Source organism: Clostridium polyendosporum, assembly GCF_018332455.1.
GTDB lineage: Bacteria > Bacillota > Clostridia > Clostridiales > Clostridiaceae > Clostridium_AY > Clostridium_AY polyendosporum.
In genome coordinates this window covers 20,835-44,568 of record NZ_BOPZ01000023.1, presented here as the reverse complement: position 1 = coordinate 44,568, position 23,734 = coordinate 20,835, and the positions used below count along the sequence as shown (strand labels likewise).

The 23,734-nt window shown below is 28.9% G+C and carries 27 protein-coding genes and 1 pseudogene; 9 read left to right on the top strand and 19 right to left on the bottom strand.

The annotated features are described in order from the left end of the window. Nucleotides 1-29: 29 nt before the first annotated feature. From CPJCM30710_RS12730 to CPJCM30710_RS12705, 6 genes are all read right to left on the bottom strand, one after another. Complete coding sequence (locus CPJCM30710_RS12730; RefSeq protein WP_246503537.1) at nt 30-242, bottom strand: hypothetical protein; 213 nt, start codon at nt 240-242, stop codon at nt 30-32. Nucleotides 243-264: 22 nt separating this feature from the next. Continuing rightward, on the bottom strand, nt 265-1,143 hold the full coding sequence (locus CPJCM30710_RS12725; RefSeq protein ID WP_212904552.1) for a recombinase RecT: 879 nt from the start codon (nt 1,141-1,143) through the stop codon (nt 265-267). Nucleotides 1,144-1,158: 15 nt separating this feature from the next. Next, complete coding sequence (locus CPJCM30710_RS12720; RefSeq protein ID WP_212904551.1) at nt 1,159-2,211, bottom strand: YqaJ viral recombinase family nuclease; 1,053 nt, start codon at nt 2,209-2,211, stop codon at nt 1,159-1,161. A 213-nt stretch (nt 2,212-2,424) separates the two neighbouring features. Beyond that, nucleotides 2,425-2,580, bottom strand: coding sequence for a hypothetical protein (locus CPJCM30710_RS12715; protein WP_212904550.1), 156 nt, complete (start codon nt 2,578-2,580; stop codon nt 2,425-2,427). A gap of 77 nt (nt 2,581-2,657) precedes the next feature. Continuing rightward, nucleotides 2,658-2,888, bottom strand: a complete 231-nt coding sequence (locus tag CPJCM30710_RS12710; protein WP_212904549.1) for a helix-turn-helix domain-containing protein — start codon at nt 2,886-2,888, stop codon at nt 2,658-2,660. A gap of 73 nt (nt 2,889-2,961) precedes the next feature. Beyond that, on the bottom strand, nt 2,962-3,153 hold the full coding sequence (locus CPJCM30710_RS12705) for a helix-turn-helix transcriptional regulator (RefSeq protein WP_212904548.1): 192 nt from the start codon (nt 3,151-3,153) through the stop codon (nt 2,962-2,964). A 201-nt stretch (nt 3,154-3,354) separates the two neighbouring features. Here CPJCM30710_RS12705 and CPJCM30710_RS12700 point away from each other — a divergent pair, with 201 nt between their 5' ends. From CPJCM30710_RS12700 to CPJCM30710_RS12690, 4 genes are all read left to right on the top strand, one after another. After that, nucleotides 3,355-3,798 carry a helix-turn-helix domain-containing protein gene (locus tag CPJCM30710_RS12700; RefSeq protein ID WP_212904547.1) on the top strand — a complete coding sequence of 148 codons (444 nt, stop codon included), beginning with the start codon at nt 3,355-3,357 and terminating at the stop codon, nt 3,796-3,798. Nucleotides 3,799-3,914: 116 nt separating this feature from the next. Further along, a complete protein-coding gene (locus CPJCM30710_RS12695; RefSeq protein ID WP_212904546.1) occupies nt 3,915-4,358 on the top strand; it encodes a hypothetical protein in 444 nt (147 codons plus the stop codon). Between the two features lie 219 nt (nt 4,359-4,577). Beyond that, entirely contained in the window at nt 4,578-4,712 is a 135-nt protein-coding gene (locus CPJCM30710_RS18105) for a hypothetical protein (protein ID WP_281413986.1), read from the top strand. Nucleotides 4,713-4,811: 99 nt separating this feature from the next. Further along, nucleotides 4,812-5,921 carry a TolB family protein gene (locus CPJCM30710_RS12690; RefSeq protein ID WP_212904545.1) on the top strand — a complete coding sequence of 370 codons (1,110 nt, stop codon included), beginning with the start codon at nt 4,812-4,814 and terminating at the stop codon, nt 5,919-5,921. Between the two features lie 311 nt (nt 5,922-6,232). On the opposite strand, the gene CPJCM30710_RS12685 is transcribed toward CPJCM30710_RS12690, so the two are convergent. From CPJCM30710_RS12685 to CPJCM30710_RS12670, 5 genes and pseudogenes are all read right to left on the bottom strand, one after another. Next, nucleotides 6,233-6,709 (bottom strand): hypothetical protein, encoded by a 477-nt coding sequence (locus CPJCM30710_RS12685; RefSeq protein WP_212904544.1) that lies wholly within the window; start codon nt 6,707-6,709, stop codon nt 6,233-6,235. A gap of 53 nt (nt 6,710-6,762) precedes the next feature. Continuing rightward, a pseudogene (locus CPJCM30710_RS17870) lies at nt 6,763-7,004 on the bottom strand (IS1595 family transposase); the annotation flags it as partial. Between the two features lie 128 nt (nt 7,005-7,132). Beyond that, on the bottom strand, nt 7,133-8,230 hold the full coding sequence (locus CPJCM30710_RS12680; RefSeq protein ID WP_212904543.1) for a S53 family peptidase: 1,098 nt from the start codon (nt 8,228-8,230) through the stop codon (nt 7,133-7,135). 39 nt (nt 8,231-8,269) lie between these two features. Then, nucleotides 8,270-8,509, bottom strand: coding sequence for a hypothetical protein (locus CPJCM30710_RS12675; protein WP_212904542.1), 240 nt, complete (start codon nt 8,507-8,509; stop codon nt 8,270-8,272). Nucleotides 8,510-8,737: 228 nt separating this feature from the next. Further along, the gene (locus CPJCM30710_RS12670; protein WP_212904541.1) at nt 8,738-9,394 is read right to left on the bottom strand and encodes a hypothetical protein; all 657 of its coding nucleotides are present in this window, start codon (nt 9,392-9,394) and stop codon (nt 8,738-8,740) included. A gap of 571 nt (nt 9,395-9,965) precedes the next feature. On the opposite strand from CPJCM30710_RS12670, the gene CPJCM30710_RS12665 reads away from it, so the two are divergent. The 3 genes from CPJCM30710_RS12665 to CPJCM30710_RS12655 all read left to right on the top strand — a co-directional run bounded on the left by CPJCM30710_RS12665 (nt 9,966) and on the right by CPJCM30710_RS12655 (nt 12,369). Then, nucleotides 9,966-10,175, top strand: coding sequence for a hypothetical protein (locus CPJCM30710_RS12665; RefSeq protein ID WP_212904540.1), 210 nt, complete (start codon nt 9,966-9,968; stop codon nt 10,173-10,175). Between the two features lie 47 nt (nt 10,176-10,222). Then, a complete protein-coding gene (locus tag CPJCM30710_RS12660) occupies nt 10,223-11,833 on the top strand; it encodes a recombinase family protein (protein WP_212904539.1) in 1,611 nt (536 codons plus the stop codon). Nucleotides 11,834-11,982: 149 nt separating this feature from the next. After that, nucleotides 11,983-12,369, top strand: coding sequence for a helix-turn-helix domain-containing protein (locus CPJCM30710_RS12655; protein WP_212904538.1), 387 nt, complete (start codon nt 11,983-11,985; stop codon nt 12,367-12,369). A gap of 462 nt (nt 12,370-12,831) precedes the next feature. Here the strand turns inward: CPJCM30710_RS12655 and CPJCM30710_RS12650 are convergent, their stop codons facing one another. From CPJCM30710_RS12650 to dcm, 8 genes are all read right to left on the bottom strand, one after another. Next, nucleotides 12,832-13,026 (bottom strand): HindVP family restriction endonuclease, encoded by a 195-nt coding sequence (locus CPJCM30710_RS12650; protein ID WP_212904537.1) that lies wholly within the window; start codon nt 13,024-13,026, stop codon nt 12,832-12,834. A 156-nt stretch (nt 13,027-13,182) separates the two neighbouring features. Next, entirely contained in the window at nt 13,183-14,109 is a 927-nt protein-coding gene (locus CPJCM30710_RS12645) for a DNA cytosine methyltransferase (protein ID WP_212904536.1), read from the bottom strand. Between the two features lie 25 nt (nt 14,110-14,134). After that, a complete protein-coding gene (locus CPJCM30710_RS12640; RefSeq protein WP_212904535.1) occupies nt 14,135-15,184 on the bottom strand; it encodes a HindVP family restriction endonuclease in 1,050 nt (349 codons plus the stop codon). A 405-nt stretch (nt 15,185-15,589) separates the two neighbouring features. After that, complete coding sequence (locus CPJCM30710_RS12635) at nt 15,590-15,787, bottom strand: hypothetical protein (RefSeq protein ID WP_212904534.1); 198 nt, start codon at nt 15,785-15,787, stop codon at nt 15,590-15,592. Between the two features lie 388 nt (nt 15,788-16,175). Then, the gene (locus CPJCM30710_RS12630) at nt 16,176-16,988 is read right to left on the bottom strand and encodes a hypothetical protein (RefSeq protein ID WP_212904533.1); all 813 of its coding nucleotides are present in this window, start codon (nt 16,986-16,988) and stop codon (nt 16,176-16,178) included. 602 nt (nt 16,989-17,590) lie between these two features. After that, complete coding sequence (locus CPJCM30710_RS12625; RefSeq protein ID WP_212904532.1) at nt 17,591-18,856, bottom strand: hypothetical protein; 1,266 nt, start codon at nt 18,854-18,856, stop codon at nt 17,591-17,593. Between the two features lie 402 nt (nt 18,857-19,258). Then, the gene (locus tag CPJCM30710_RS12620) at nt 19,259-19,399 is read right to left on the bottom strand and encodes a hypothetical protein (protein ID WP_212904531.1); all 141 of its coding nucleotides are present in this window, start codon (nt 19,397-19,399) and stop codon (nt 19,259-19,261) included. Nucleotides 19,400-19,631: 232 nt separating this feature from the next. Then, on the bottom strand, nt 19,632-20,885 hold the full coding sequence (gene dcm, locus CPJCM30710_RS12615) for a DNA (cytosine-5-)-methyltransferase (protein WP_407644993.1): 1,254 nt from the start codon (nt 20,883-20,885) through the stop codon (nt 19,632-19,634). 163 nt (nt 20,886-21,048) lie between these two features. Here dcm and CPJCM30710_RS12610 point away from each other — a divergent pair, with 163 nt between their 5' ends. Both CPJCM30710_RS12610 and CPJCM30710_RS12605 read left to right on the top strand, forming a co-directional pair. Continuing rightward, on the top strand, nt 21,049-21,684 hold the full coding sequence (locus CPJCM30710_RS12610) for a BglII/BstYI family type II restriction endonuclease (protein WP_212904530.1): 636 nt from the start codon (nt 21,049-21,051) through the stop codon (nt 21,682-21,684). A 125-nt stretch (nt 21,685-21,809) separates the two neighbouring features. Then, complete coding sequence (locus CPJCM30710_RS12605; RefSeq protein ID WP_212904529.1) at nt 21,810-23,120, top strand: Sau3AI family type II restriction endonuclease; 1,311 nt, start codon at nt 21,810-21,812, stop codon at nt 23,118-23,120. Nucleotides 23,121-23,734 lie beyond the last annotated feature (614 nt).

Genomic DNA, 23,734 nt, shown 5'->3' with positions numbered 1-23,734 from the left:
GGCATGGGTGCTTTTCTATTTTCCAAGCATTAATTGTCACCTTCACTTTTAATCATTTTTAGATATTCCTCTGGATCTTCTTGGGTGCTAAATATAAGTTTATCTTCATCTTCCCTGTACTCTATTCCAGTTATGAAGTAATCGGGATTATCAGCATCGTACACTTTCAAATTGTTCTCATTAAGTGCTTTAATTTGTGCATTAAAGCCTGCAATTAGTCCTTTCATAGCTAAGCTTGACATTTAACATTAACTCCTTCCATTATTATTCTATTACTTGCTCTACCTGTTCTTCATGATCATTTACTACATAATCTGATTCAATGTATGCATCTCCGAATCCTAAGTTTTCATCTGGCTGCTTAACTGTCATTACTGTATTATCTCTATCTAGTGCTTCCATAGCTGTTTGAGTCTCATTTTGTTCTATAGAAATAGGCATATACTTTATTAATTTTAAAATTACTGTCTTAAGAGCCATACTTACATAGTGGTCTGCCCATGGTCCGAATACTGTACCCTGTTTGTTTTTGCTCTTAGTAAACTTATCTCTGTGTTTATCTATTTGAGCTTTATTCATTACTAGAAAACCTGTGCCACCATCCTTAAGCTTATATGCCGCATAAAAATGTGTGATTTTAGCTTCATCATCTTCTCCACTTGGAATATGAATTAACTTTTCTTCTAATCCATAAGCATACTCAAACTTATCCCCTTCATAAACTTCATGTGCTGATATAGTACTTACTTGCCCTGTTCTTCTAATAAGATCTAACGCGCCTTTATACCCTATTTGAAATTGTGCCTCCATCTTACCTGTTTTGTTGTTCCAAAATGGTACAATATAAGCGTGGCCTAAAAGATTCGGTTCAAGTCCTAGTGATGCGCAGTTTACTATTGCGCCTACTATAGTTTCAGGAGCACAATTCATTAAATTTGGATTTCTTGATACTGCATTTAAGCTGATTCTACAAAGCCTTTCTGGGGTAACATGTTTAGGTACTAAGCTTTGTATAGCTTTAAATTGACTTTTAAGCTGATTCGTTATTAATCCTTGAAAACTTGTTTCTGGTGCTTTTGTCACCGCCTGCTCCTGTTTAGTTTTAATTGCATTTTTTACTGTTGATGTACTTGCTGTTGTCACTTTTTATGTTCCTCCTTATTTAATATCAAATTTTCTAAAGCTTAAAGTTTTACTATACTGCTCATAGATGTCTGGATGATCTAACTTAAGCTTCTTGCTATCTATTGATGTTCTACTGGAAGATTTCCAAATAACTTTTCGATCTCCACAAATTCCAGTTTCATTTTCTTTAAGAAGATCCTTAAGTTTGTTTTCACATTCCCCTATTTGAACCTCAAGTTCTTTAGCTTGACCTTTCAATTCTTCTCTTCTTTCTATAAGTTCTAATGCTTCATCTGGAAGAATCATTTCTGAACCTGTTTCACTTATTGGATATAATGTTTTTAGTAATTCTGTTGAAGCTTCGCTTCCATCTACCAATGGTGGATTTTTAGTCACTACATTACTTTCCCAAAAGTCCTTTGCTATCTTTACTAGCATCTCAATTAGTTCTTCATCTCGCTCTACATATTTATGAACATACTTATTCCCACCAATAAGAGCTGCAAAATAACCAAACTTAACTCCTGCAACAAACATATACCATTGAAGTTGGACCATATATTGTGGTGGTACCTCTTCACCTTCCCAAGCATCTCTTATATATTCAGAAACCGTTTTAATTTCAAGTATCCCTTTTTCACCTTTTTTATTTGTAATTAACCTATCTATATTGCCTAACGCCCATTCATACTGAGGGTGCTTCAACATTACATTAACTCTATTGACTTTCACGTTATTTCTAACTTGAAATTCCTTAGCTATAACATCTTCCATAACTCTTCCCCAATACATGGCTTCATTATCTTCTGTTGGTTCAAGGCCTCCAACTTTATCAAGATAAACCTTCATTGGTGTTGAATACTTACTTATTCCTGTAAGACCTCCTAAATCAGTTCCCGTGATACCAAGCTTTCTAGCTTCTAACCAGTCTTTATGGTCTAAATCTGCTGTTTTGATTAGAACATCACATTCTAGACCGTAGAATCTCTTAGCATATTTAACACCATCTGTTATTCCCTTTTTTCTTTCCTGGAGCCACCGTTGTGAATCTACTTGTAGATCAGTAGCATAAGCTACATTTTCCATTCTCTTTTCCCTCCAATATCTCTAAAATTTCCTTACTGCTAAATCTTCAATATACTTGTTAAAATTTCATTATAGTTGTTGATATTAATTAAATTATTCATCTTCATTTCTCCCGTGGTTCTATTCTCAAGTCTTTCGAATATACATATATTGAGGAAGTGTTTATTTTTTGCTGTAATAAAACTTTTTATTAAGGCGTTTCCGCCTCTTATCTTATGAATTATCCTTCTTTAATTCTTCAAGTATCTTTTTACATGTTTCTTTGCCATACTCAGCTATAAGTATCCTAGCCAATGCTTTGGCATATTCTCTTTTTAACTTATCTGTGAACTCGCCCTCGATTGTGCCTCTGATAATTACACTGGCCATAGTTGATACTCCTTTCAATAAAGTTCCAATTTATCATATGATTGAATGGTTGTAATGGTGTAAACTACAATAACTCATTAAATAAAAATTTTTTCAGCGTCCCTGCTATAACATTCTTTTGGTATTAAGTCGTTTGGTGTGATTCCAAGAGTTTTACATAGCTTACATATCACTATTAAGCTAGGATTTTTATATATTCCACTCTCCATCTGGGAAATATATGGTCTTGGAACTCCAGATAACTTACCTAAATGCTTTTTTGATAATTTTTTTTCTGTTCTATATTTTTTTAAATTAGCTCCAATCAAGGCAAATCACCCTTTCTGGTTATTCCCTACATCCTTCTTCCTAATATTTCTGTACAAACTGCACAAAATATTTTTATGCACTGTCTTCAATTAAATCTTTAATAGACGTATTAAGAACTAATGCAATTCTTTCAAGTAAGTCTAACGATGGTTTTTTATGATTATTTTCTATGTTGGATATATACTCTCTTGTAGCACCGACTTTTTGAGCTAGCTCTTGTTGAGTTATACCAACTGTTTTCCTTGTTTCTTTGATACGAAGCACTTTGTTCACCTCCTTGCAGTTTAATTGTAATCTTATAGTTCAATTTTATCAACACATTTGTGAACTCAAAGTTCACTGTTGTAATTATTTTTTCCTTTATTTACTCTTTGTTTCTCATTATTTCTCATAATATCTTGAATTTTCAGATTTTATAAGATATAATTATGTAAACTGATAGATTACATTTATAAGGGTGATTAAATGAATATAGGTAAAAGAATATCGGAGTTTAGAAAGTTAAATAAATTAACAGGTGTTGAACTTGCAAAGAGAGTTGGTATAACAAGAGAATATTTAAGCCATTTAGAAAAGGGTTCCAAAACCCCTTCATTTGAAACACTTCAAAATATTTGTTCTGAATTAGGAATTACTCTAAGTGATTTTTTTAAGGAAGATACTGAAGTTTCTCCTCAATTGAAGGAATTAATTAATAACGCCAAAGATCTTCACCCGGATTTATTGAATAATATCAATGACATGATTAGCACCCTTAAAAAGAACTATAAAATGGTTAAGACAACTATTGAAGGTAAAAATATCGAATATGTAGTGGATTTAAATGTAAAACCGAATGGATTAACAAAAGAAGAAGAACTGGAAGCTTATCAACTTCTTCAGAGATTGAAAGAGTTAGAAGGTAAATAAGGTACTCAAATATCATTATTTGAGTACCTTATTTATATTTTATTTATATACTCAATATAATTGAACTAGGTCACAATTGTAAGATATACCGAATTTAAGTTATGGAGTGAAATTTTATGAACATAAAGAAATATTTACTTGGCTTCTTAATAATAGCATTTTTAATTTTTGCTTTTATAGACATAGTCTGGAATTCAAACTTAAGACATAACATTATTGGTAATAAACAGTGGACACAGAAAAAGAAAGAATTTAAAAGTACTGAGATTTCAAAAATTACTTTTTATACAGGTGGATTAAATGGCAAAAACATTGAACTTACAGAAAAGGAAAAAGATAATTTTATAATAAATTTAATTAATTCTAAGTTTTATAAAAGCAATTGGCGAGGAATGATAGATGGAGGAATAGCTATTACAATAGTTTTTAATGACGGAACTAAGGATTATTTTGAATATTGTGGTGAGAGTATTTTTCAAATAACTTATAATGGAAAAATGTTTTCGATACGCAATAAAGAACTTGAGAAAACCTTGTTGAGTTATAATGTGACATTGTAATTATAAGACTGAATATTCGTATTTTACGAACGAAAGGAACCTCAACTAGTTAAATATATATAAAATATTAGAGTAAGGAAAGTAATATACTATAATCCTTACTCTATTTTTTATCTTTAATTATAAATAAATAGTATATAGTAATTATAGATACTTATGGATAAAAACTAAAAATGATTGTGTAATAGAGAAAAAAGAGTTAAATACAACGAGGATAGGATGATAAAAAGAAATGATGAGAGAAGAATTCCTGAACACATTATTATAGATATGTCAACATACGACTCAAATATCTGTAAACATGAAGGATTTTCTGAATTTCATTATATCAATTCTTCTTTAAATAAGTATTAGATTAGTTTTTAAATAACATAATAGAGCTAAAGATGAATTATTTTTATATCTACTATTTTTAAACTTCTAAATTTTTTATAAATTAAAGAGGAAGAACTAATGAAGAGCTTAATGAATTTATTATTATTTTTTATAGTTAGCATGTTGCTTTTCTGTGGGAATGGTCGGTATACTGGCAATTGCTGCACAATAAATATTGATGGCAACGCGGCATTAAAAGTTAATACTAACAAATTAATATCTACTAATAATATATTAAACACTAAGAATATAAGCTCTCCGTATAAGAAAAATCAATATATAACAATAATGTATACTGACCGAGATTACATTACAAATTACGGAATATATGATTTAAATTCAAAAAAATTTAAACCTATTTATTCTCGTAAAAAACAAAATTATTCAGATTTTGTTTTTGATAAAAAAAATAATATTCTTTACTATTCAGATTTAATTGATAAGAAGTATGATATATATAAAGTTGATTTATCTAAAAAAGAATCTTTGCCAATAAAATTATTAGGTGATAATTATAATGGAGATGTTTTTGATTTAATTGCCAATAAATTAGTTTTTAGAACTAGAGAAAAGGGACATAGAAATTATACAATAGGGACATATAATTTAGCGAACAATCAAGGGAATATATGGAATAAGGGAGCGGTAGATTCTTATATTTATAACTTTTGTTATAATAGCTCTAATAATAAAATATATACAATTGAACGCTCACTAAAGGACATGGATACTAAAAAGTTTCCTAATCTACCAACTCATTGGATTTTTCAATATAATGAAAATGGAGTGAAAGAAAAACAATTATATGCTACTGAAAAAGATATTGTGAATATTTCTGTTAATAATGATGGAAGTAAAATTTTATTTGATGCTACTAGTGTTGAGGGTAATGATACTATACATAAAATATATTTGTTAGATTTAAGTACATCAAATGAAAAAGTAATAATAAAGCCAGGTGATGCATTTGAAAAGGATACTTTTACCCGTATCAAGGAACCAAAATTTTCACCAGATGGAAAAAGTTTTTATTTTTTAGGATCTACAACAAAATCTAGTATTGTTGAAAAGATACAAGGAGGTCCGACTACGACTTCAAATGCAATATATTATTATCAATTCTCGTCTAAAAAAATATCTAAGATTTTTGAAGTTCCTAATACATTTATTAATGAATTTAAGAATTAGGCCATATTTAAGAATAGTGTTGAATATTGTAATGTTTTATTTATATACTCAATATAATTCAACTAGGTCTCAGTTGTAATTTACTGTAAAGTAATATTTGATTAGAGGTGAAATAGCATTGAAAATTAGGTTATAGAAGTTAAACTTGGCTGCTGGAATTGCATTTTGGGTAGCGGCACTGCTTTATTTAATTGGCTGTGTTAGTTGTTAATGTTGATATTTGAATAACATTATAAAAAAGAAAAAAGATTCAAGTTTTTGAACCTTTTTCACACTAATTTTAATATTATTCATTAATTAGAAATTTGCGATTAATGAATAATAATTTTAAAAACATGATGAGTGGTATGAGTTTCATCCCACATTCCACTAATACTAAAAATATAAGTTCCTTTCTCGGAAGGCATTATTAATTCACCATTTGAAACATTTTTATATTCTGCATAAAGCTTGGCTTCATTAGGTGAAATCCATTGACTAATAAATGTACTTTTTGGTTTAGTTTTAGAGACAAAATTAAAACTAATCTTATCAGTAGGATTTGCTTTGACTGGACTAATATTTTCCGTAAGCTTAAATGGATTTTCTGATAAATTACTACTTCCTTGCATCTTATCATCAATCCAAGTATGTTCCCACGTAGCCAATGCAATATCGTTATTATTGTATTTTAATGTGGGATTTGGAGCGTTTAGTGGTATACTTGAATTTCTATAATTAACAATTCCTAAAATTGTAACTACTACTGCCAAAGTTATAAAAGATATTAATTTAATATTTTCTTTCATACTGTTACCTCCGAATTGTGTTATATGTAATTATAACTTGTTTTTACATATAATTACAAGCTGAATTGAGACAACCTAATACTGTTATAAGTGTCAAGGGTATATTGATGCAAGCCTGAATCAACATACCTTTACGTTTACTTTTAATATGCTCAAATTGATATTTCTCTACAAAATTAAACCATGCCAAATAGTTGTCTAAGTATTTAGAGGCAACACCTTTAAACCTTTCAAGCCAGTCTTTTAAACGGCTATGAAAGGCATTTACATTTTGAATATGGTATAAATCTTTTATTGCATATCTTTTTTTTGATTGCACTCTAAAAATGCTAACCATTTATCTCCTAAACGAGTTTTAAAAATAGGAGTAATGCAAAAATAAACACTGCTCACTAACACAGCCTTTTGAAACTTACATAAATTTTAATTATTTTCAATTAATGTTTTATATAGATTATTTTCTAATGGACTTCCTAAACCAGTAACATAGTCATAACCTTTATTTGTATTATTCAAATTAGTATTCCCACTAGTTATATCGCGAAAATTAATAGAGTATTGCTCTTTATTTTTAGCTAATTTATATAATTTGTCATGAATATTCGTGATAGGAGTATTATTTTCCTCATTGACAAGTGCTATGAAAGCAGCCCACGAAGGAGCCCCTAGGCTTGTTCCAGCTAATGTAGTCCATCCAGTTTGGTTATTATATACAGGACTACAATAGACTGCTACCCCTTTTAATTCATCAGCATAAAATGACACATCAGGAATCGCTCTATAACCATTAGTATTAATTCCATAATCTATTTGATATTTAGGTTCAGGCATATATTTACTTATTCCACCGCTGGATTCACTCCATCCAGTTTCTGGTGATATTAGATTGCCTTTTGAATCTAATGAAAATGTAGTACCCCCAACAGCTAAAACATTTGGTGAAACTGCTGGCCAGTTAATTCCAGAACTATTATCTCCAGCTGAAGCAATAAAAGTAATATTCTTATTTTTAAAATAACTTTCATAAGAAGTTTCTTCGTTAAACTCATTTATTGCCCAACTCATTGAAACTATATTTACATCCATATCAGTAGTATATTTAATTGCAGAAAGCAAATCACTAGTTGAGTCTGACTTCGCAACAATTAAGAAAATAGAAGCTTTTGGAGCTAATGCATGTATCCATTCTACATCTAAAGAAGTTTCAAGAGCCCAACTGTAATTTTGTGTTTTTGCTTCTCCTTGAGGATAAAAAATTTTTAAATTAGCTGGCTCTAAATTAAATTGGCTATTAAAGATTTCAAGATCCTTTTCAATTGTTGAACTTCCATATGGAACTATTACTGCAATTTTTTGATTTCTACCTTTTACATTTAACTGGTCGATGCCATAGGCATGCATTATTTGATATGGTTTATATGCATTTAAATTATTTATAGATTTATCTTTGTGAATATTTAAATTTATCAAAAAAACTATAGATATACATATTATTGCAAATAGAACAATCTTCTTTTTCATAAAAACTTTCCTCAAACTTAAAATAAGTTGTAATCTGTTTTATAAACTTTTAATTACAACACCTAAAATAAATACACTAGATAAAATAGCAAGTATACCTTCTGTTTTTCTATCTTCCTTATAAAAGTGCACACCATTATATATTTGAATAATACCTAAAGAAGTAAGAAGATAAGGCATTAATACTTTGCTATCCACATAGCCTATTGCAGCACATATACATAAAATGATTATTGCTATTGCAAGTATAATTTTTATTAATGAAAATTTTCTTTTCAAATTTATACCCCCTATATATTGAAATTCAGTTAATTTTACCAATATTCTATCTTTATTAATTAAACAATACATAAATATAAGATTAGAATATTTAACATAATTTCATTAAGCATTTTTCTTTTTACTTTGCTAAGTAATAGTAATTTTAAAGGAACGTATAGAGAAAGGTTCCTTTAATTTAGTTTTAATATATTTTTTCATTTACATTAGAAATTCCTAGTCGATACTTTATCTAGCCCATACTTTATAAAGTTGAGCCCAGCTTGGGGAACCAAAGTAATAAGTAATTGCACCTCTTCCATTTGCTGCTCCTTCAGCAGCAACTGAAGACCAGTAGTATATTGTAGCTGATGAACAACCTAAAACGAATGCGCCGCCTCCACCTGAAAACAAACCAGCTACAGCGGCACCTCCTGCTAAAACAGAAGCATATTGACTTAATTTAGCACTAAAAATACCAGCATTATAAGCATTCATTACAAAATCAAAACCATACCAATGCCAAATATAATAACCACTTACAGTTGTGCATGGAGTTGCATGTTGCTTTTCGTGTAATTCTTTAGTACTTTTATCATATATTAAATCTCCATCTTTTATTTTTTTATTTACTGCTTCAGAGCCATCTTTTATTTGTTTTAAAAGTTTTGAATCAATATATTTATTAGCTTTCATATTTATTGTCGTTGTACCATCTGAATTTTGAGTTAAAAACCTTTGTTCTATTATTTTTATGGCTTCTGTACCATCTTTTGTTTTTTCTATTGTATGTACATTCTGACTAATGTCTTGAGCGTTTGCTTTTACTGTATTGTTATAAAACCCAATTGAAACTAACATCAGTGCACATAAAACAGAACCAAGAATTTTTTTTAATTTGTTCATAAGAATCCCCCCATTATATATAGTAATTGGAAATATAGTGATAATACCCAAAATAATTCCATATAATACAATTATAAGACATTTTTCTACCTATTTCAAATTAGTACCTGGATTATTTTTTTATTTTGTATATAGATTTTATTTATGTAATCTTTTTATTAGGCTATGTTTTAACACAGTATTGACTTTCTACATTAGGTAAATACAGTGTTTCTCTTCAACCACATTTGATTCAATATGTCAGAAATCTCGACAAATCGAATAGTAACGATAATGAACTTAACTTAAAATTCATAAATCAATGTTAATTTTCAACACTTATTTAAAACAAAGTCTAATTTTAAATAGTTATTCACATATTATTTGTAAAATAGCATTATATATTTTTATGTTATTTGACATCTAAAATGATGTTGACAGAAAATCAATAATACAATTAACACTATACAACTGTATGTGTCCATACACTTCCCAAAGTAATTAGTTATTTGTAAAATACTGGTGCATATGCTATAATAAAATCACTTCACCGAACATGTGTTCGTATGGGAAACGGGGGATGCACTAAATTATGAATGAAAAAGAATTTATTATAAAGAGATTAATTGAGCTAGGCGTAATTACATTAGGTGAAAGTGGTAAAGTATATTTCCAGCAAAATCATGTATGTCAGCATACAAGGGAAGAAATTACCTACATAAACTCTACCCCAACTACATTAAAATTTAATAAAGACAATGAAATTTCTCATTGTATAGAACACTCTAATCATAAAATATAATAAGTTATCTAGATATTGTAGGTATTTAGTACTGGAGGTATTTAAGAATGATTGCTGCAATTTATTCAAGAAAATCACTTTTCACGGGTAAAGGTGACTCTATCGAGAATCAAATTAAGATATGTAAAGAATACGGGGATCGTCTAGGTGCAACTGAGTATATAATTTATCAAGATGAAGGCTTTTCTGGAAAGAATACAGATAGACCATCTTTTAAAAGAATGATGGCAGATGCTAAATCTAAAAAGTTTGATATTGTTATATGCTATAAACTAGACAGAATATCACGTAATACATCGGATTTTTTTAAATTAACTGAAGAACTTCAAAATTTAGGAATAAACTTTATTTCCACTAACGAACACTTTGATACTACCACTCCAATTGGTAAAGTATCTATGGGTATATTGGCTATACTTGCTCAATTTGAAAGGGAAACCATAGCGGAAAGAGTTCGAGATAATATGCTTCAGTTAGCAAAGACAGGAAGGTGGCTTGGTGGACAAGAACCATTTGGCTACTCTGCTGAAAGAATAACTTATATTGACGAGGAATTAAATGAAAGATCGTTAATGAAGTTAAGTCCCATAGAAGAAGAACTACAAGTTGTAAAACTTATATACAATAAGTATTTAGAACTTCATTCAATCAACCAAGTAGTTAAATACCTTAACTTAGCAGGAATAAAAGGTAAGAATGGTGGAGAATGGTCTACTATTCAAGCTAAAAGATTACTTTCTAACCCGTTATATGTTAAATCCTCACCAGAGGTTGAGGATTATCTTAGGGAACTTGGTATAAATGTTTTTGGAACCCCTAATGGAAATGGATATCTCACTTATAATAAAACTAAAAACATGACCCAAGACAGAGATATAACAGAATGGATAGCAGCTGTAGGTAAACATAAAGGTATTATAGGATGTGAAGATTGGTTAAAGGTTCAAGATATTATGGATACAAACAAGGATAAGAAACTACCACGCCTAGGTACTGGGGAGTATAATTCAGTACTTGTTGGAATTTTAAAATGTAAAAAATGTGGATCTACTATGAAAATTAAACAAGGTCGTAAATCAAAAGAAAATGATGGTAGATATGATTACTATGCATGTTCCAACAAAGACTCCTCCTATGGTACTAAATGCGATAATAAAAATATCAGAGTTGATAAACTAGATAAAATGATCGTTGATGATATGATGGCTTATAGCAAAGAATTTCTAATTGATGAACTTGCAGCTGCAATTAACAATATAGTTGAGAATAACACATCCATGAGTAAGATAGAAAATCTTAAGAAAGATATAGACGAAAAGGAAAAAGCTATTAGTAACCTAGTTAAGCAACTTTCTCTTAATAGTAATGAGCAGGTAACTAAATATATCTTCTCAGAAATGGAAATGTTAAATAATGAGATTAAAGAACTTAAAGAAGAGCTTGAAGAAGAAGAAAAACAAAATAGTGCTATAAATGAACAAGTAGATAACACTCAAGTAGTTGTTGAAGCTCTTAGAAAGTTTAATCATGAATATGATGCAATCAAGGATATTAAACATAGAAGAATGTTACTAAGAACTATACTTGATCATGTAACATGGAATGGTGATAACTATACTTACAATATTAAGCTTCTAGTAGGGGATAAAAAAAAATAATCCCCTACTCTCCAAATATTTCTAAATTGTTGTCCTTTTATAACACAAGGACATGGTTATGTTCTAAAAACGCAACATTTTGGAAGCACTTAGAAGTTAGCCTAAAATTGCGTGAACTAGCCCACTTAGAAAAGAAGACTATAGGAGACATGATAAAGTATCATAGATTAAAAGAAGGATGGTCACAATTTGATCTAGCACTGAAACTAGGCTTAACCTCTTCCCAAGGTAGATATCTTATAAAAGATTATGAAACTAGAGGTTTATATCCTCCAAAGGAGTTATCAATTAAATTGGCTATGTTATTTAAGTTAAATACCAAGTACTTCTATGATGAGTATCTGGAATTTTTAGATGTTGCACCTTTAGTATTAAAAAAACTTAGATTAGATAATAATTACTCAAAATCAAAATCCGCATCAATTATTGGTACTACGAGAGAAACTTGGACAAGGTGGGAACAAGGATATCCTATAAGTAGATTTTATTATAATAAACTAAAAATAATTCAACTATCAACCAAAAAAGAATCTTAAATTTATAAACAACAATGGAAGGGCATCTTGCTCCTTTCCTAAACTTTTATAAATATATTTTTAGGTCTTATGAATTAAACATTTCGTACTAACATTTAAAAGAATGCTTTTTTTATTATTGTTATTTTGAAAATATTTCTATAACCTTAAAATTATTTTCAATTAAGAATATCTTAGAGAATGTATGTGGTTCTTTAACATTTCCTAATGCTTTAATATAAGTATTTGAAGAAGCATATGAGTAATTGTTAAGAATAGCGAGCCACTTTTCTTCATTCCATATCTGCCCTTTTATCTCTTTTTTTTCTTCCTTCCCTCTACCTCCTAAAATTTAAAAAGCTCTTACCTGTATTTTTTTAGATACAAGTAAGAGCTCTTATTACTTTGTATAATATATATTTAATATTTCTTAAAATAAGTAGCATGTCTACTAACATTGCTTTAACACTAACTCTAAATTTACTATATCTCCTTATTTTCTATTTGCTCACTCTTAAATAAGGTTTCCTCTTCTGACTTAATATAAGCATCTAATCTTCTTTCTGGTTTTAAAAACTTCTCTCGATTATTTAAAATAATTTTTTTTATTTCACTTTTTTTTATTCTTGGGTTAGTTAACTCTGGACATCTCATAAAGCTATTTGTAATTTTCCCCAACTTTTTTCTTTTGAAAAATTTCTATTTAATTTTTTAATTCCGAATAATCCAGCTGTACACATAGTATGCTCCCTCTTATTTGACTATACGCACCATTATACCAGACTATTCCATTTCATAAAACTGTTATTCTATTAATACTATAGACTTTACTCCTTATATATTATTTTTTTCGGAGCTACTTAACTTGTCTTCGATATACTTTAAAAGACACTCCCCAACATGTTTTGCTAGATTAACTGGAACTGCATTTCCTATCATTTGCTCTAAATTTGTTTTCGTTCCGTCAAATTTAAAATCTTTAGGAAATGTTTGTATATAACTTCTTTCTATAGTTGTCAAAGCTCTAACATCTTCTATGTTTTCACATCTATCACCTGGATGTTTTTTATATGTAGGAGGTATAGGTCTGTTTACACCTCTTATTGTTGGTGAGGGTTCATCAATTGAAAAAACGCCTCTCCTATTATAACTTCTTGGATGTCTATAATAACTTTCTATACCTAAATCATTTCCTAAATAATCTCTTACAGTCATCCTTTTTAATGACTTATTTGATTTTAATATCTTTTCCAAAGCATTATTTTCACCATTTAATTCACCAATTAAAAAATACCTTTTTCTTGCTTGTGGTACTTCATAATAACTTGCATCTAAAACTACTTCTGTTAATCCATATTTACTATTAATAAAAATATCCTTTGCTTTTTTTAATGTATTATATTTTTTTATATCATTCACATTTTCCATTATAAAATACTGTGGTTTTATTTCAGCAATTATATTAGCAAAACTTATTGTCAAGTCCGCTCTTCCACCACTTTCATCTCTATTTCCAGCTGACGAATAATCTTGGCATGGTGGTCCACCAATTACAATTTCTGGTTTTAAGTCTTTCATACTTTTAATATCATCTTTACTTATATTTTGCAAATCTATATTGTATATAGGATGCTTAAAGTTTTTCTTATACACGCTTATTGCAGGCTCCCAATTATCATATGCTGCTATAACTTTATAACCTGCCTTTTCCATTCCTAATGAAAAACCACCACACCCACAAAATAAGTCTATTATTTTCATCTTTTATTCCTTTCACATATTCATCCTAGTCAAATAAAGATGTATTTGATTGTATAACTCCATCAAATCTTCTTTCTGGACTTAAAAATAATTGTCCATCTCCTAGAATAATATTTTTTATTTCTTGTTTCTTAATTCTCGGCTTTGTTAATTCATCACACTGCATAAGCTTATTTGTATTATTGCCATTTGCAGAAAAAGCCTTATCATTTTTAGTATCATATGTGTAAGTATCTATTATTCTCTTGTGGTCTATTTTCCCTTCTTTAGCAAAATCATATAACATTAAAAATAGCCATATCATACTTCTAGTTGGTCTATCTATATTGGTATATTCACCTTTTTCTTTAAAAAATAATCTTGTAAACGAAAAATCACTCCATATAAAAACATCTAAACAATTTTCTGCTAGAATAGCTGACTTACCTTGAGTTTTCCATATAGGTTGCATTAATAATGGCTTTTGTAATTTATTATATTTTTTTAATAATTTCTCTAAACTATCTCTAATATTACTTAGATGTGGAATAACTTTATCCTTTTCATTCCAATTCTCAACACATTTATATGAATCATCTAAGATAGCTAATACCTCTTCTTTGTTTTTATGAAGTGATTGAGCAATACTAAAAGCCTGATATACAATTGTATCTGGTCTTACAACTATTTCACTACCATATTTACTCTCTTCAAGTTTATATGTGCTATTGTCTGGCAATGTAGTTAGTTTTATCTCTATTGCCTTAATGTCAATATTTTTTTCCTTTATTACTAAGTCTATCCCTGGTAAACTTCCTTTATTGAACTTATCAAACAATTGAAATTTATCTTCAAAAGAATAGTATACATCCTTTTTAAGCGGGTCTACTCCAAATAAGTTTAATACTTCTATATAATCTTTATTAATATTTAGTTCCTGGTTTATTTTTAAATATACAGGTTTTATATTTTTACTATGCATATAACATGCTAATGCTACAGGAAACGCATTATTAAATTGATTTTTTCCCCAACTATCTTCTTTTGTAAAATCTCTATTTGAATTTTTTATACCATATAATCCTGCTTTTTTCATAACAACCCCATCCTTTTAAATAATTATATATATCAGTATATATAATTACGGGACAAGCTTCAATTATAATAGTAAATTTTAAACCACACTTAGTAAGTGCGGATTCAGTTTAAATTGATTCAATTTTAGTAAAAACCTCTGTTACTTATAGTACTATTCAGCTTACCTCACTCTAAAAAAGTTCGCACTTACTTATGGTACGATTCGCCATTCATTATCCTAAACATTATTTAGCTATTTTTCTCTAGTAACATCAACTTCACATTATACACATTAGCTGCTATATCTAATAGACACTAGTTACATAATAATTAGCAACAGCGACATAATTTAAAATTATTATATAAATGTTTGAAGCATAACCTATAATAAAAAAACTGAAGCAGTTCAGAGCCTAATTAGTTATTATAGGTTTATGTATGTATAATCCCCTTCTTTATGAGCTTCACTTAGAATCTTATTGTATACCTGTCTAACTTCATCAGGAGTAATCATGGCTTCTATATCAGGGTTTTGTGCATAAAAAGCGTTCAAATTTGCATACTCGCTTCTTAAAGTTCTTAGTAATACCAGAGTTTCTTCATGACTAAAATCTACTTTCATAAACAACCTCCTAGATTGTGATTATTTATGTATTCTATAACAATTATAAATTTCCTCCAAATGGTAATAATCTAACTGAGGTGAAAATATGAAAAAGAAAAGTTTTATTAGAATAGATTTATTAATATTATTTTCCCTGTTATTTTTATTAGGTTTCTTTGGTACTCTATTTTATAACTTAATTTTAAGACATTGAAAAAGCCCTGAAATAATCCAGAGCTTCTTTTATTATAGATGATATTTAAGTTTTGTAATACGCCTTTAACATTTATGGATTTCTAAGTTCATAATTCTTTGCCTAACTCTTATTTTCATTAAGCTTTAGTTGAAATAGAAACCCTATAGTAGACGATGTTGTATGCCGCCTTTTTCTAATTTTAATAACTTATTACTTCTTTTTTGTAATAATCACACGCCTTGCACTATAAGCATTCTCTTCTTGGTCATAGTTAAGTTTTATAAGTGATAAATTTAGATTATCTGAAATTGCGTCTTCCCAAATCTTATCGTATTTATTATTTTTTTTACTTTCGTAGTTTCTTTCAGCTAAAGCACCTGCTAAATAGTCAGCTACCCTTATAACTTCATCGTACCATAATACTTTTTCTCCTTCTGTTGGCATAGCAAGTGCTACCTTAACTGATGAATCATCAATACTATCCTGTTGACACATAAAATGGTAATTAATATTATAATAATCATAAATAATTCCATTATAACTAGTCGTCATCTTATCTCTATCTGAAAACCACCCTATAATTTCTGGTTTAATTGAAGTCTCTTTGGTTAAAATAAATGTTAAATATGCAGCTAAAAACTGAGTTAAACTAATATTGTTAAATAAATTTAAATTAAAAGAACTTCGTTTAACCTCCTGTTTCAATATATTAACTCTCTTGATAATTGAAGAGTAATACTCTTTACGTTCAGGAGTATTAATAATCCATTTTTTGAGCATTTGTATTGTTTGTTCTATATTAACTAAATATGTTTGTTGGTTGGTATCGGGAAATAGTTTATTTTTTTTATCAAATAAAAATGTAAAGCTAAATAAGTATCCAGACTTAACAAACTGACAAAGTTGATCTTTCACAGTTTTAGTTTTTTTCAAGTCTGTAAGTGCAAAAGAAGAAATTAAACTTTTTAACTCTTGAAAACTTTTAACAGAAGGAATAACTGTGAAAGTAATAGTATTATACAATTTGTTATTATCGTTAATACAATAGTCACTGCAAATAACCCATTTAGTAACTGGTGGATTTGAAAAATTATTCAAAAAATTTTTAAAGTCAGTAATTGTACTTTCATAGAATGTCTTATTCAACACTTCATACATTGACTTAGTAATATCGCTCCCTCCTTATTTTTATTAGCATTATATTTTATCTAACGTTCCTGATTAGAGATGTTTAAGATCCTTAGAAAACTCTTTGCTTAGGCTCCTGGCATACTTCCAAATCCTTTCCAAGCAACAAACTCTAATTCTTTATTAGACATCATTTATGTTTAACTCTTGAAACAGGTGTATCTACAACTAGTGGAGTATCGAAACCTAATACTTGATGCAAAGCTAATGTAAATGATAACGCTAAAAGTGCTCTTTCTGCTGCACTGCATGTACTATTGCATGTAGAAATGTCTTCATACCTTAATTTAAGTTAATATCTAAACATAATATAAGCTTTTATCTTTTCTTAATATAACCTATGCTTAAAGGTAAATTTTTATTGTATCCTTTTTCGAAATTGCTTAGGCATCCGTTTAAAATAAAAAACTCTTTAAAAAAATCTTAAAAAATGTATTTTATATCTTTCTCTTAGTTCTTCCGATTTTCCATATAAGAAACACTGAATCATTCTTTAGTTCATTCATTTCAATAAAATAATTCTTGCTAGAATTCTTAATAGTGTCTGCCAATTTTACAAAAGCTCCCCCTGGGCCAATAAGGGATAGTATATTATTCTTTGAATAAAAACAAAAAATAGATAACACAAAGAACGTAACTGTACCTTCTACAACGTCAATAATAGTTTTTAACTTTGTTTTTTTATAATCAGAATTTAGTTTACGTAGATGCTCATTAATCTCTCCTTCCACTCTTCTGCAATCACTGGCAAAATTCGAAGAATTCTGAACTAAATTACGTATTCCCTCCATCTTTGAATGAAAAAAATCTTGAAATGCAAATAATTCTTGAGGGTATTCAGACATTAATTTAGAAAGTGTATAACAATCTACGTTCTCTAAATAAGGAATTTCAATATTTAAAAGTGGAATATAGTTAGGATTGCTCAATAAAATGTCATCATCTGTAAGTGCAATATGAGAAGTATTAGATAGGTTGAAATCCAAATCAGTTGGAAAAGTATAAAAAGCGCCTTGAAAATATGGCCATATGTCTCGTTCAACATGATTAATATTTTTCATTAAAGGATAATAATTTAAATTTCCCTTATTTATAAAAACCTCAGTATCCTTTAAAAACTTATTTAGTTTAAATAAATCAGAAGTAAATAATAATTCAATATCGTTATAGACATTTACACTTCGAAATCCCCATCCCCACTTCCTGTTTATTCCTAAAGAATAACATTTCAGGTTTTTAATATTATCTGAGCATTCAGTAACTACAGTTTTAGGAGAGATAACTAGCATCTTTCGAATAAGATTATTTATATTATTGAAAGAGCGACACTTTAATTCCACTTCATTATTCATTAAAAATGTAGCCTTTCTGTCTCTAAATTTTCTCAAGTTGTTTATAAATGTATCTAAATCAGCTTTGGTTCTAAGATTTAATGCCTTATCTATTGGTGTAATTTTTTCATTCCTATATGAATCACAGGTACGATGCCAATAACATGTACTGTTAGAACACTTTTTCTTATTTTCAGATGGATATAATGGATTATTTCTTCCAAAACATGGAGTATATCCTTCTTTTTGTTGAATGAATCTTATGGCATCTAAATCTGATAGATTGTAAACGTCCCATAAGCAAGAAACAGCTTTTGCTTTCTGCTCAATTTCTTCCCTAATGGTACTATAGTAAAAAAATTGAGTATTCATATTATTCATTCCTCCTATTGTATTTATTTACAATTAAAGTTAACTTTAATTACTATTCTATAAATATTTCTATATTCCTTTTACTAAAAACTATTATCCTTAACTTAAGTAGTTTATTAAATAGAAAAGCCCTGGTAATTTCCAGAGCTTCTTTAAATCTTTAGTACACACATCTATCGCACGAATTTGCATGACCATGATTTGCTGCATCTTCAATAGAACCTTGACTGATTGGCTTATTTCTTATATATCGACAGTTTCTATTTTTGTGATATAAATATGAAGACTTTGTGTTTAACCACTAAACAACCTCACTCTTTTATTAAGTTTCTTTGGCATTCTATTTTACAATTCAATTTTAAGTTATTAAAAAAGCTCTAATACAGACCTAAGCTATTTTAATTATAATCTTAGAGCTTGTCTTACTTCTTCATACAAATTTAATAAATACTTATCATTAATAAGTTCTTTACCAATATCCCATCCAGCACGTTCTATACTGTCATGTAGTCTTTTATATTCGGCATTCTCGTTATCATTCAACTCATTTTTATCTTTCTTAGAACGTAATGATGCATACCTACAAAATAACTCCTCATTATTGAGCTTATGTTTATAATATCCAATCTCGTGATATAGTCCTATTCTTAAAATCTCATACCATTTGATATGTTGAATACCTTTCTCCTACTTTTAATTCATGATTAAATGCCACTTCTAATGCCCTCTAATTATTTATTAATGTATATAAAAAAATAAGATAAAGTTAAAAACTTTATCTTATTTTTTTATCGCTAGTCATTGCTATTTCACTTAATCTTTCTTGTTCATTTTCAAAAATAATATTTAACCTTCTCCCCATTCTCTCAATTAGCCCAACAACTAAAGCATTTCCCATACAAAAATATCTAAACTTTTCTGACATTCCAGTATCAGTCCAATTGTCATCAAAACCATTTAATCTTTCACATTCTATAGGAGTTAAAACTCTTAGCCTATTAGTCTGAGAATCTCTCACAACATGTGTACTTCTATTTTTGCTTGATTCACTTGTAAGCATAGTTCTAGAAGGCATATCTATCGGGTCCGGGAAAGCCAATGCTCCCTCCCTATACATATATTCATGTCCTGTACTACTTTTTCTAGGTTCTGCTTTTGCACCTTTCATATATTCCCATTTATCTAAATCATCACTTAAATAAAACCTTTCATCTACATCTTTTTCTAGTATTTCGGAAAGAGTCTTTGCTGGTACTGATTTAGGAGTAATCTTATATGTTCTTATAGTTTTATTAAGTAATATACCACACTCAAAAAATTGATATGAAAAATTATTAGATATATCAATTAATTCGTCATCTAATATACAGTTGTCCGATAATACAACTTCTTCAATTGGAAACTCTTTATTAAAAAACCCTTCATTAACTATATAATTATCAATATCCCTTTCTTTGCTTATATTACTATAATGATTAGTAGAATTGTGATAAGCAAAAATAAAAATCCTTCTTCTTCTTTGAGGAAAACCGTAGTCTGCTGCATTAATAACTCTCCATTCAACGTTATATCCTAAATCCCTAAAGCAAGCAAGCATTACACCAAAATCTCTTCCTCTTTGCTTTGAAGGCGATTTCAACAAACGATCAACATTCTCTAGCAAAACAAATGGTGGTCTTTTTCTTCTTAATAGCTTTTCTATCTCCCACCATAATACACCTTTTTTACCTTGAATACCCTTAGCTCCTGTGCTAGCAACGGAATAGTCTTGGCAAGGAAATCCACCAACCAACAACGTATGATTAGGTATAGGATATTTTTCAGGATTGTTGTTTACCTCAGCAATATCTATATTAACTGCATTCGTACTTGGAAAATGTGATACATAACACTGATAAGCATCTTGCTTACTTCTGCTAGGCTCCCACTGATTAGCCCACTGCACCTTCCATTCTCCTGCACGACTTAGCCCCAAATGAAATCCTCCTACACCGGCAAATAACTCACAAACTATTTTCTTTATAGCCATATTTCTAATTCCTACTTTCTAATCTTAAGATTACTGATTATATACATTATTTGTGCTATACTTAACCTTAGAACCACTCTAAAACTTTTAGGTTAATTCTTTTATATTATAATACATATTTTTATCAAATGAAAGATCAAATTTAAACTTTTTGGGGGTATTTATGAGATTTAAGATTCATTCATTTAGACATGCTGAGACTATTTTTAATAACAATCCAAGCTTTGCTACTTTATGGCTAGAAGTTCAAAATGTTTTAGCTAGTATCACCGACCAAGATATCATTAATTCATATAATAATAATACGAGAAAATCTAAGAAAAGCATATCTGATGATATAAATAAATTAATTGATGAAAGACTAGTAAATCTTAGCTGGAATCGCCAAAGCCCAATTTTTAACGCATCAGCATATAGACCTAAAGGTACCAACCATTGGTGGACGTTAGATTTTGCCAAAGATAGTATAGCTGTTGAGGTAGCTTTTAACCATGGTGAAGCCACAGCCTGGAATTTAATTAAACCTGTTTTATCAAGTGAACTAAACCATGTACAAAAAGCTATACAAACACAGGCTGGGATAATCATCACAGCTACTGATAGCATGAAATCGGCCGGAAACTTTGATAATGCTGCAGGATCATATGAAAAGTTCTTACAATACTTAGACCCTCTTAGAAATATTCTTACTGTCCCAATGATAATTATAGGATTAGAAGCTCCAGATACTTTTATTATTAATAGTAAAACAAAGCAAGTTCAGATGATAAATAATCCTTCTTCTTCTATTTCATCATAGGATAACTCATAGGCTAAATTATAGACAAGCATCGAAACATTTCAATTTATTTTAAATTTATCAAAATGCGGTGATATTTATATATACACTGCAATAAACATTTATATTTTTAGGAGTTTTGTTATATGAAGTTTAAATCTGAGAACCATTTATTAGAATTTACTAAAGATATAGTTGGTAAAACGTTTGGAGAACTTGATAAATTAGGTTTATTATTCAAAAGTTCAAACGATAAAGGCGTTTTGGGTAAGATTGTTGAAACTGGATTTTATGGTTATCAACTTAACAATAATGCTGAAGCTGATTTTTCATCGTTAGGTATTGAGCTAAAAGTTACAGGCTTTAAAGTAAATAAAAATAAGACTCTTTCTGCAAAAGAAAGACTCTCACTTAGTATGATTAATTATTATGATATAATTAATGAAACCTTTGAGTTTAGTAAATTATTATTTAAAAATAAGAAGTTACTAATTATATGGTACCAATACGAAGAGAATAAGAGTTACGCTGATTTCACTATAAAGTATTATCAAATTTATAATATGACTGAAGATGAGAAAGTTTTTAAAAATGACTTCTTATTAATAAAAAACAAAGTACTTTCTGGACAAGCTCATTTACTCTCTGAGGGAGATACTTCGTACTTAGGGGCTTGCACCAAAGGTTCAAAAGGTCAAAAAAGTAAACAGCCCTATTCCGGTATTCCTGCTAGTTCAAGGGCGTATTGCCTAAAGAATTCTTATATGACAGGTATCTTAAGAAATTTCTTAACTTCTTCTAATTATACTCCTGTAGACTTTAGTACCGTTGATGAATATATTTTAAATAAATTAACTCCTTATATTGGATTAACACAATTAGAGATTTATAACCAAGTTTCTAATTCATCCATTACCAAAATTCCAAAACAGTTAGGTAAAATGATTTCAGATAGGACTATAGGACAAGATAATGAACTTCAAACAAAGCATGATTTATTTTGTAAAACAACTTACATTATAAAAAATATACCTGTGGACGAATATAATTATCCACTAGAAAGGTTATCTTTTAGAAACCTTATTTTATCTGAATTTGATAGAGAGTGGGATGAATCAGACTGGAAAAATTATTTTCAAGAAGTTACTATCATTCTTATCTGTTATGAAGGCAAAGGTAAAAAGAATGGATATAGAGTACTTAAAGGTATTAAAAAATTAACATTTTCATCTGATGATATAGATTTATTTGAAAAATCATACAGTATGGTCCGTGAAGCAATAAAAAATAATGATATCTCAGAACTACCTTATCCTAAAAAGTTCACTAAACCAACATTAGTTATTGCTCCAAAAGGGAATGCTGGAGATGACGCTTACAATAACTTTTTTAAGAGCGACACTACTAGAACCTGCTTTATGCTTGATAAAGACTTTATATATAATAAAATTAAATAACATAATATACTAAGATTCTATAACCTGAATCTATACTTGGCATTAAACACTAATATGGTATTTAAGTTTGATATTATTAAATAGAATCTTGAATATATAGCTTATAAAAGTCAAACACATGTTTTATCGTAAAGCTATCAAAAATAAACTTTCTATCATAAATATTTTGGATTCTTACCCTGTCTACTTGAAGCCCACCTAAGGAGTCTTGGGCATTCATTACATAATCTGTTCCCATAAGTATTAATACTTTTTCGGTATATTTATCAGTTTTTCCAATCTTATATTTTTACAAATTCCTTTTCAAAATTATCTTCAGTAAATTCATTAGCAAGTTTTTGGCTAAGTATTATAATAGTATCCTCTCCATAAAAAATAAGCATATTCCCAATCATCTCGCAGTTGGAATAATGCTTATCTTACTATTCTCTGGTAACTAGATTAATCTTCAAGCAATTTTTGTTTCTATAGAAGTAAATGTAATATCAACAATTAAATTCACTATTGTGTGTTTTCTTCTATTCTGTTATTTAAAATGCACATAGCATAATTATAGAAAAATCTTTATAATCTTTTGTAAAAATTACAACAAATTATGTTAATTAATTCACCTC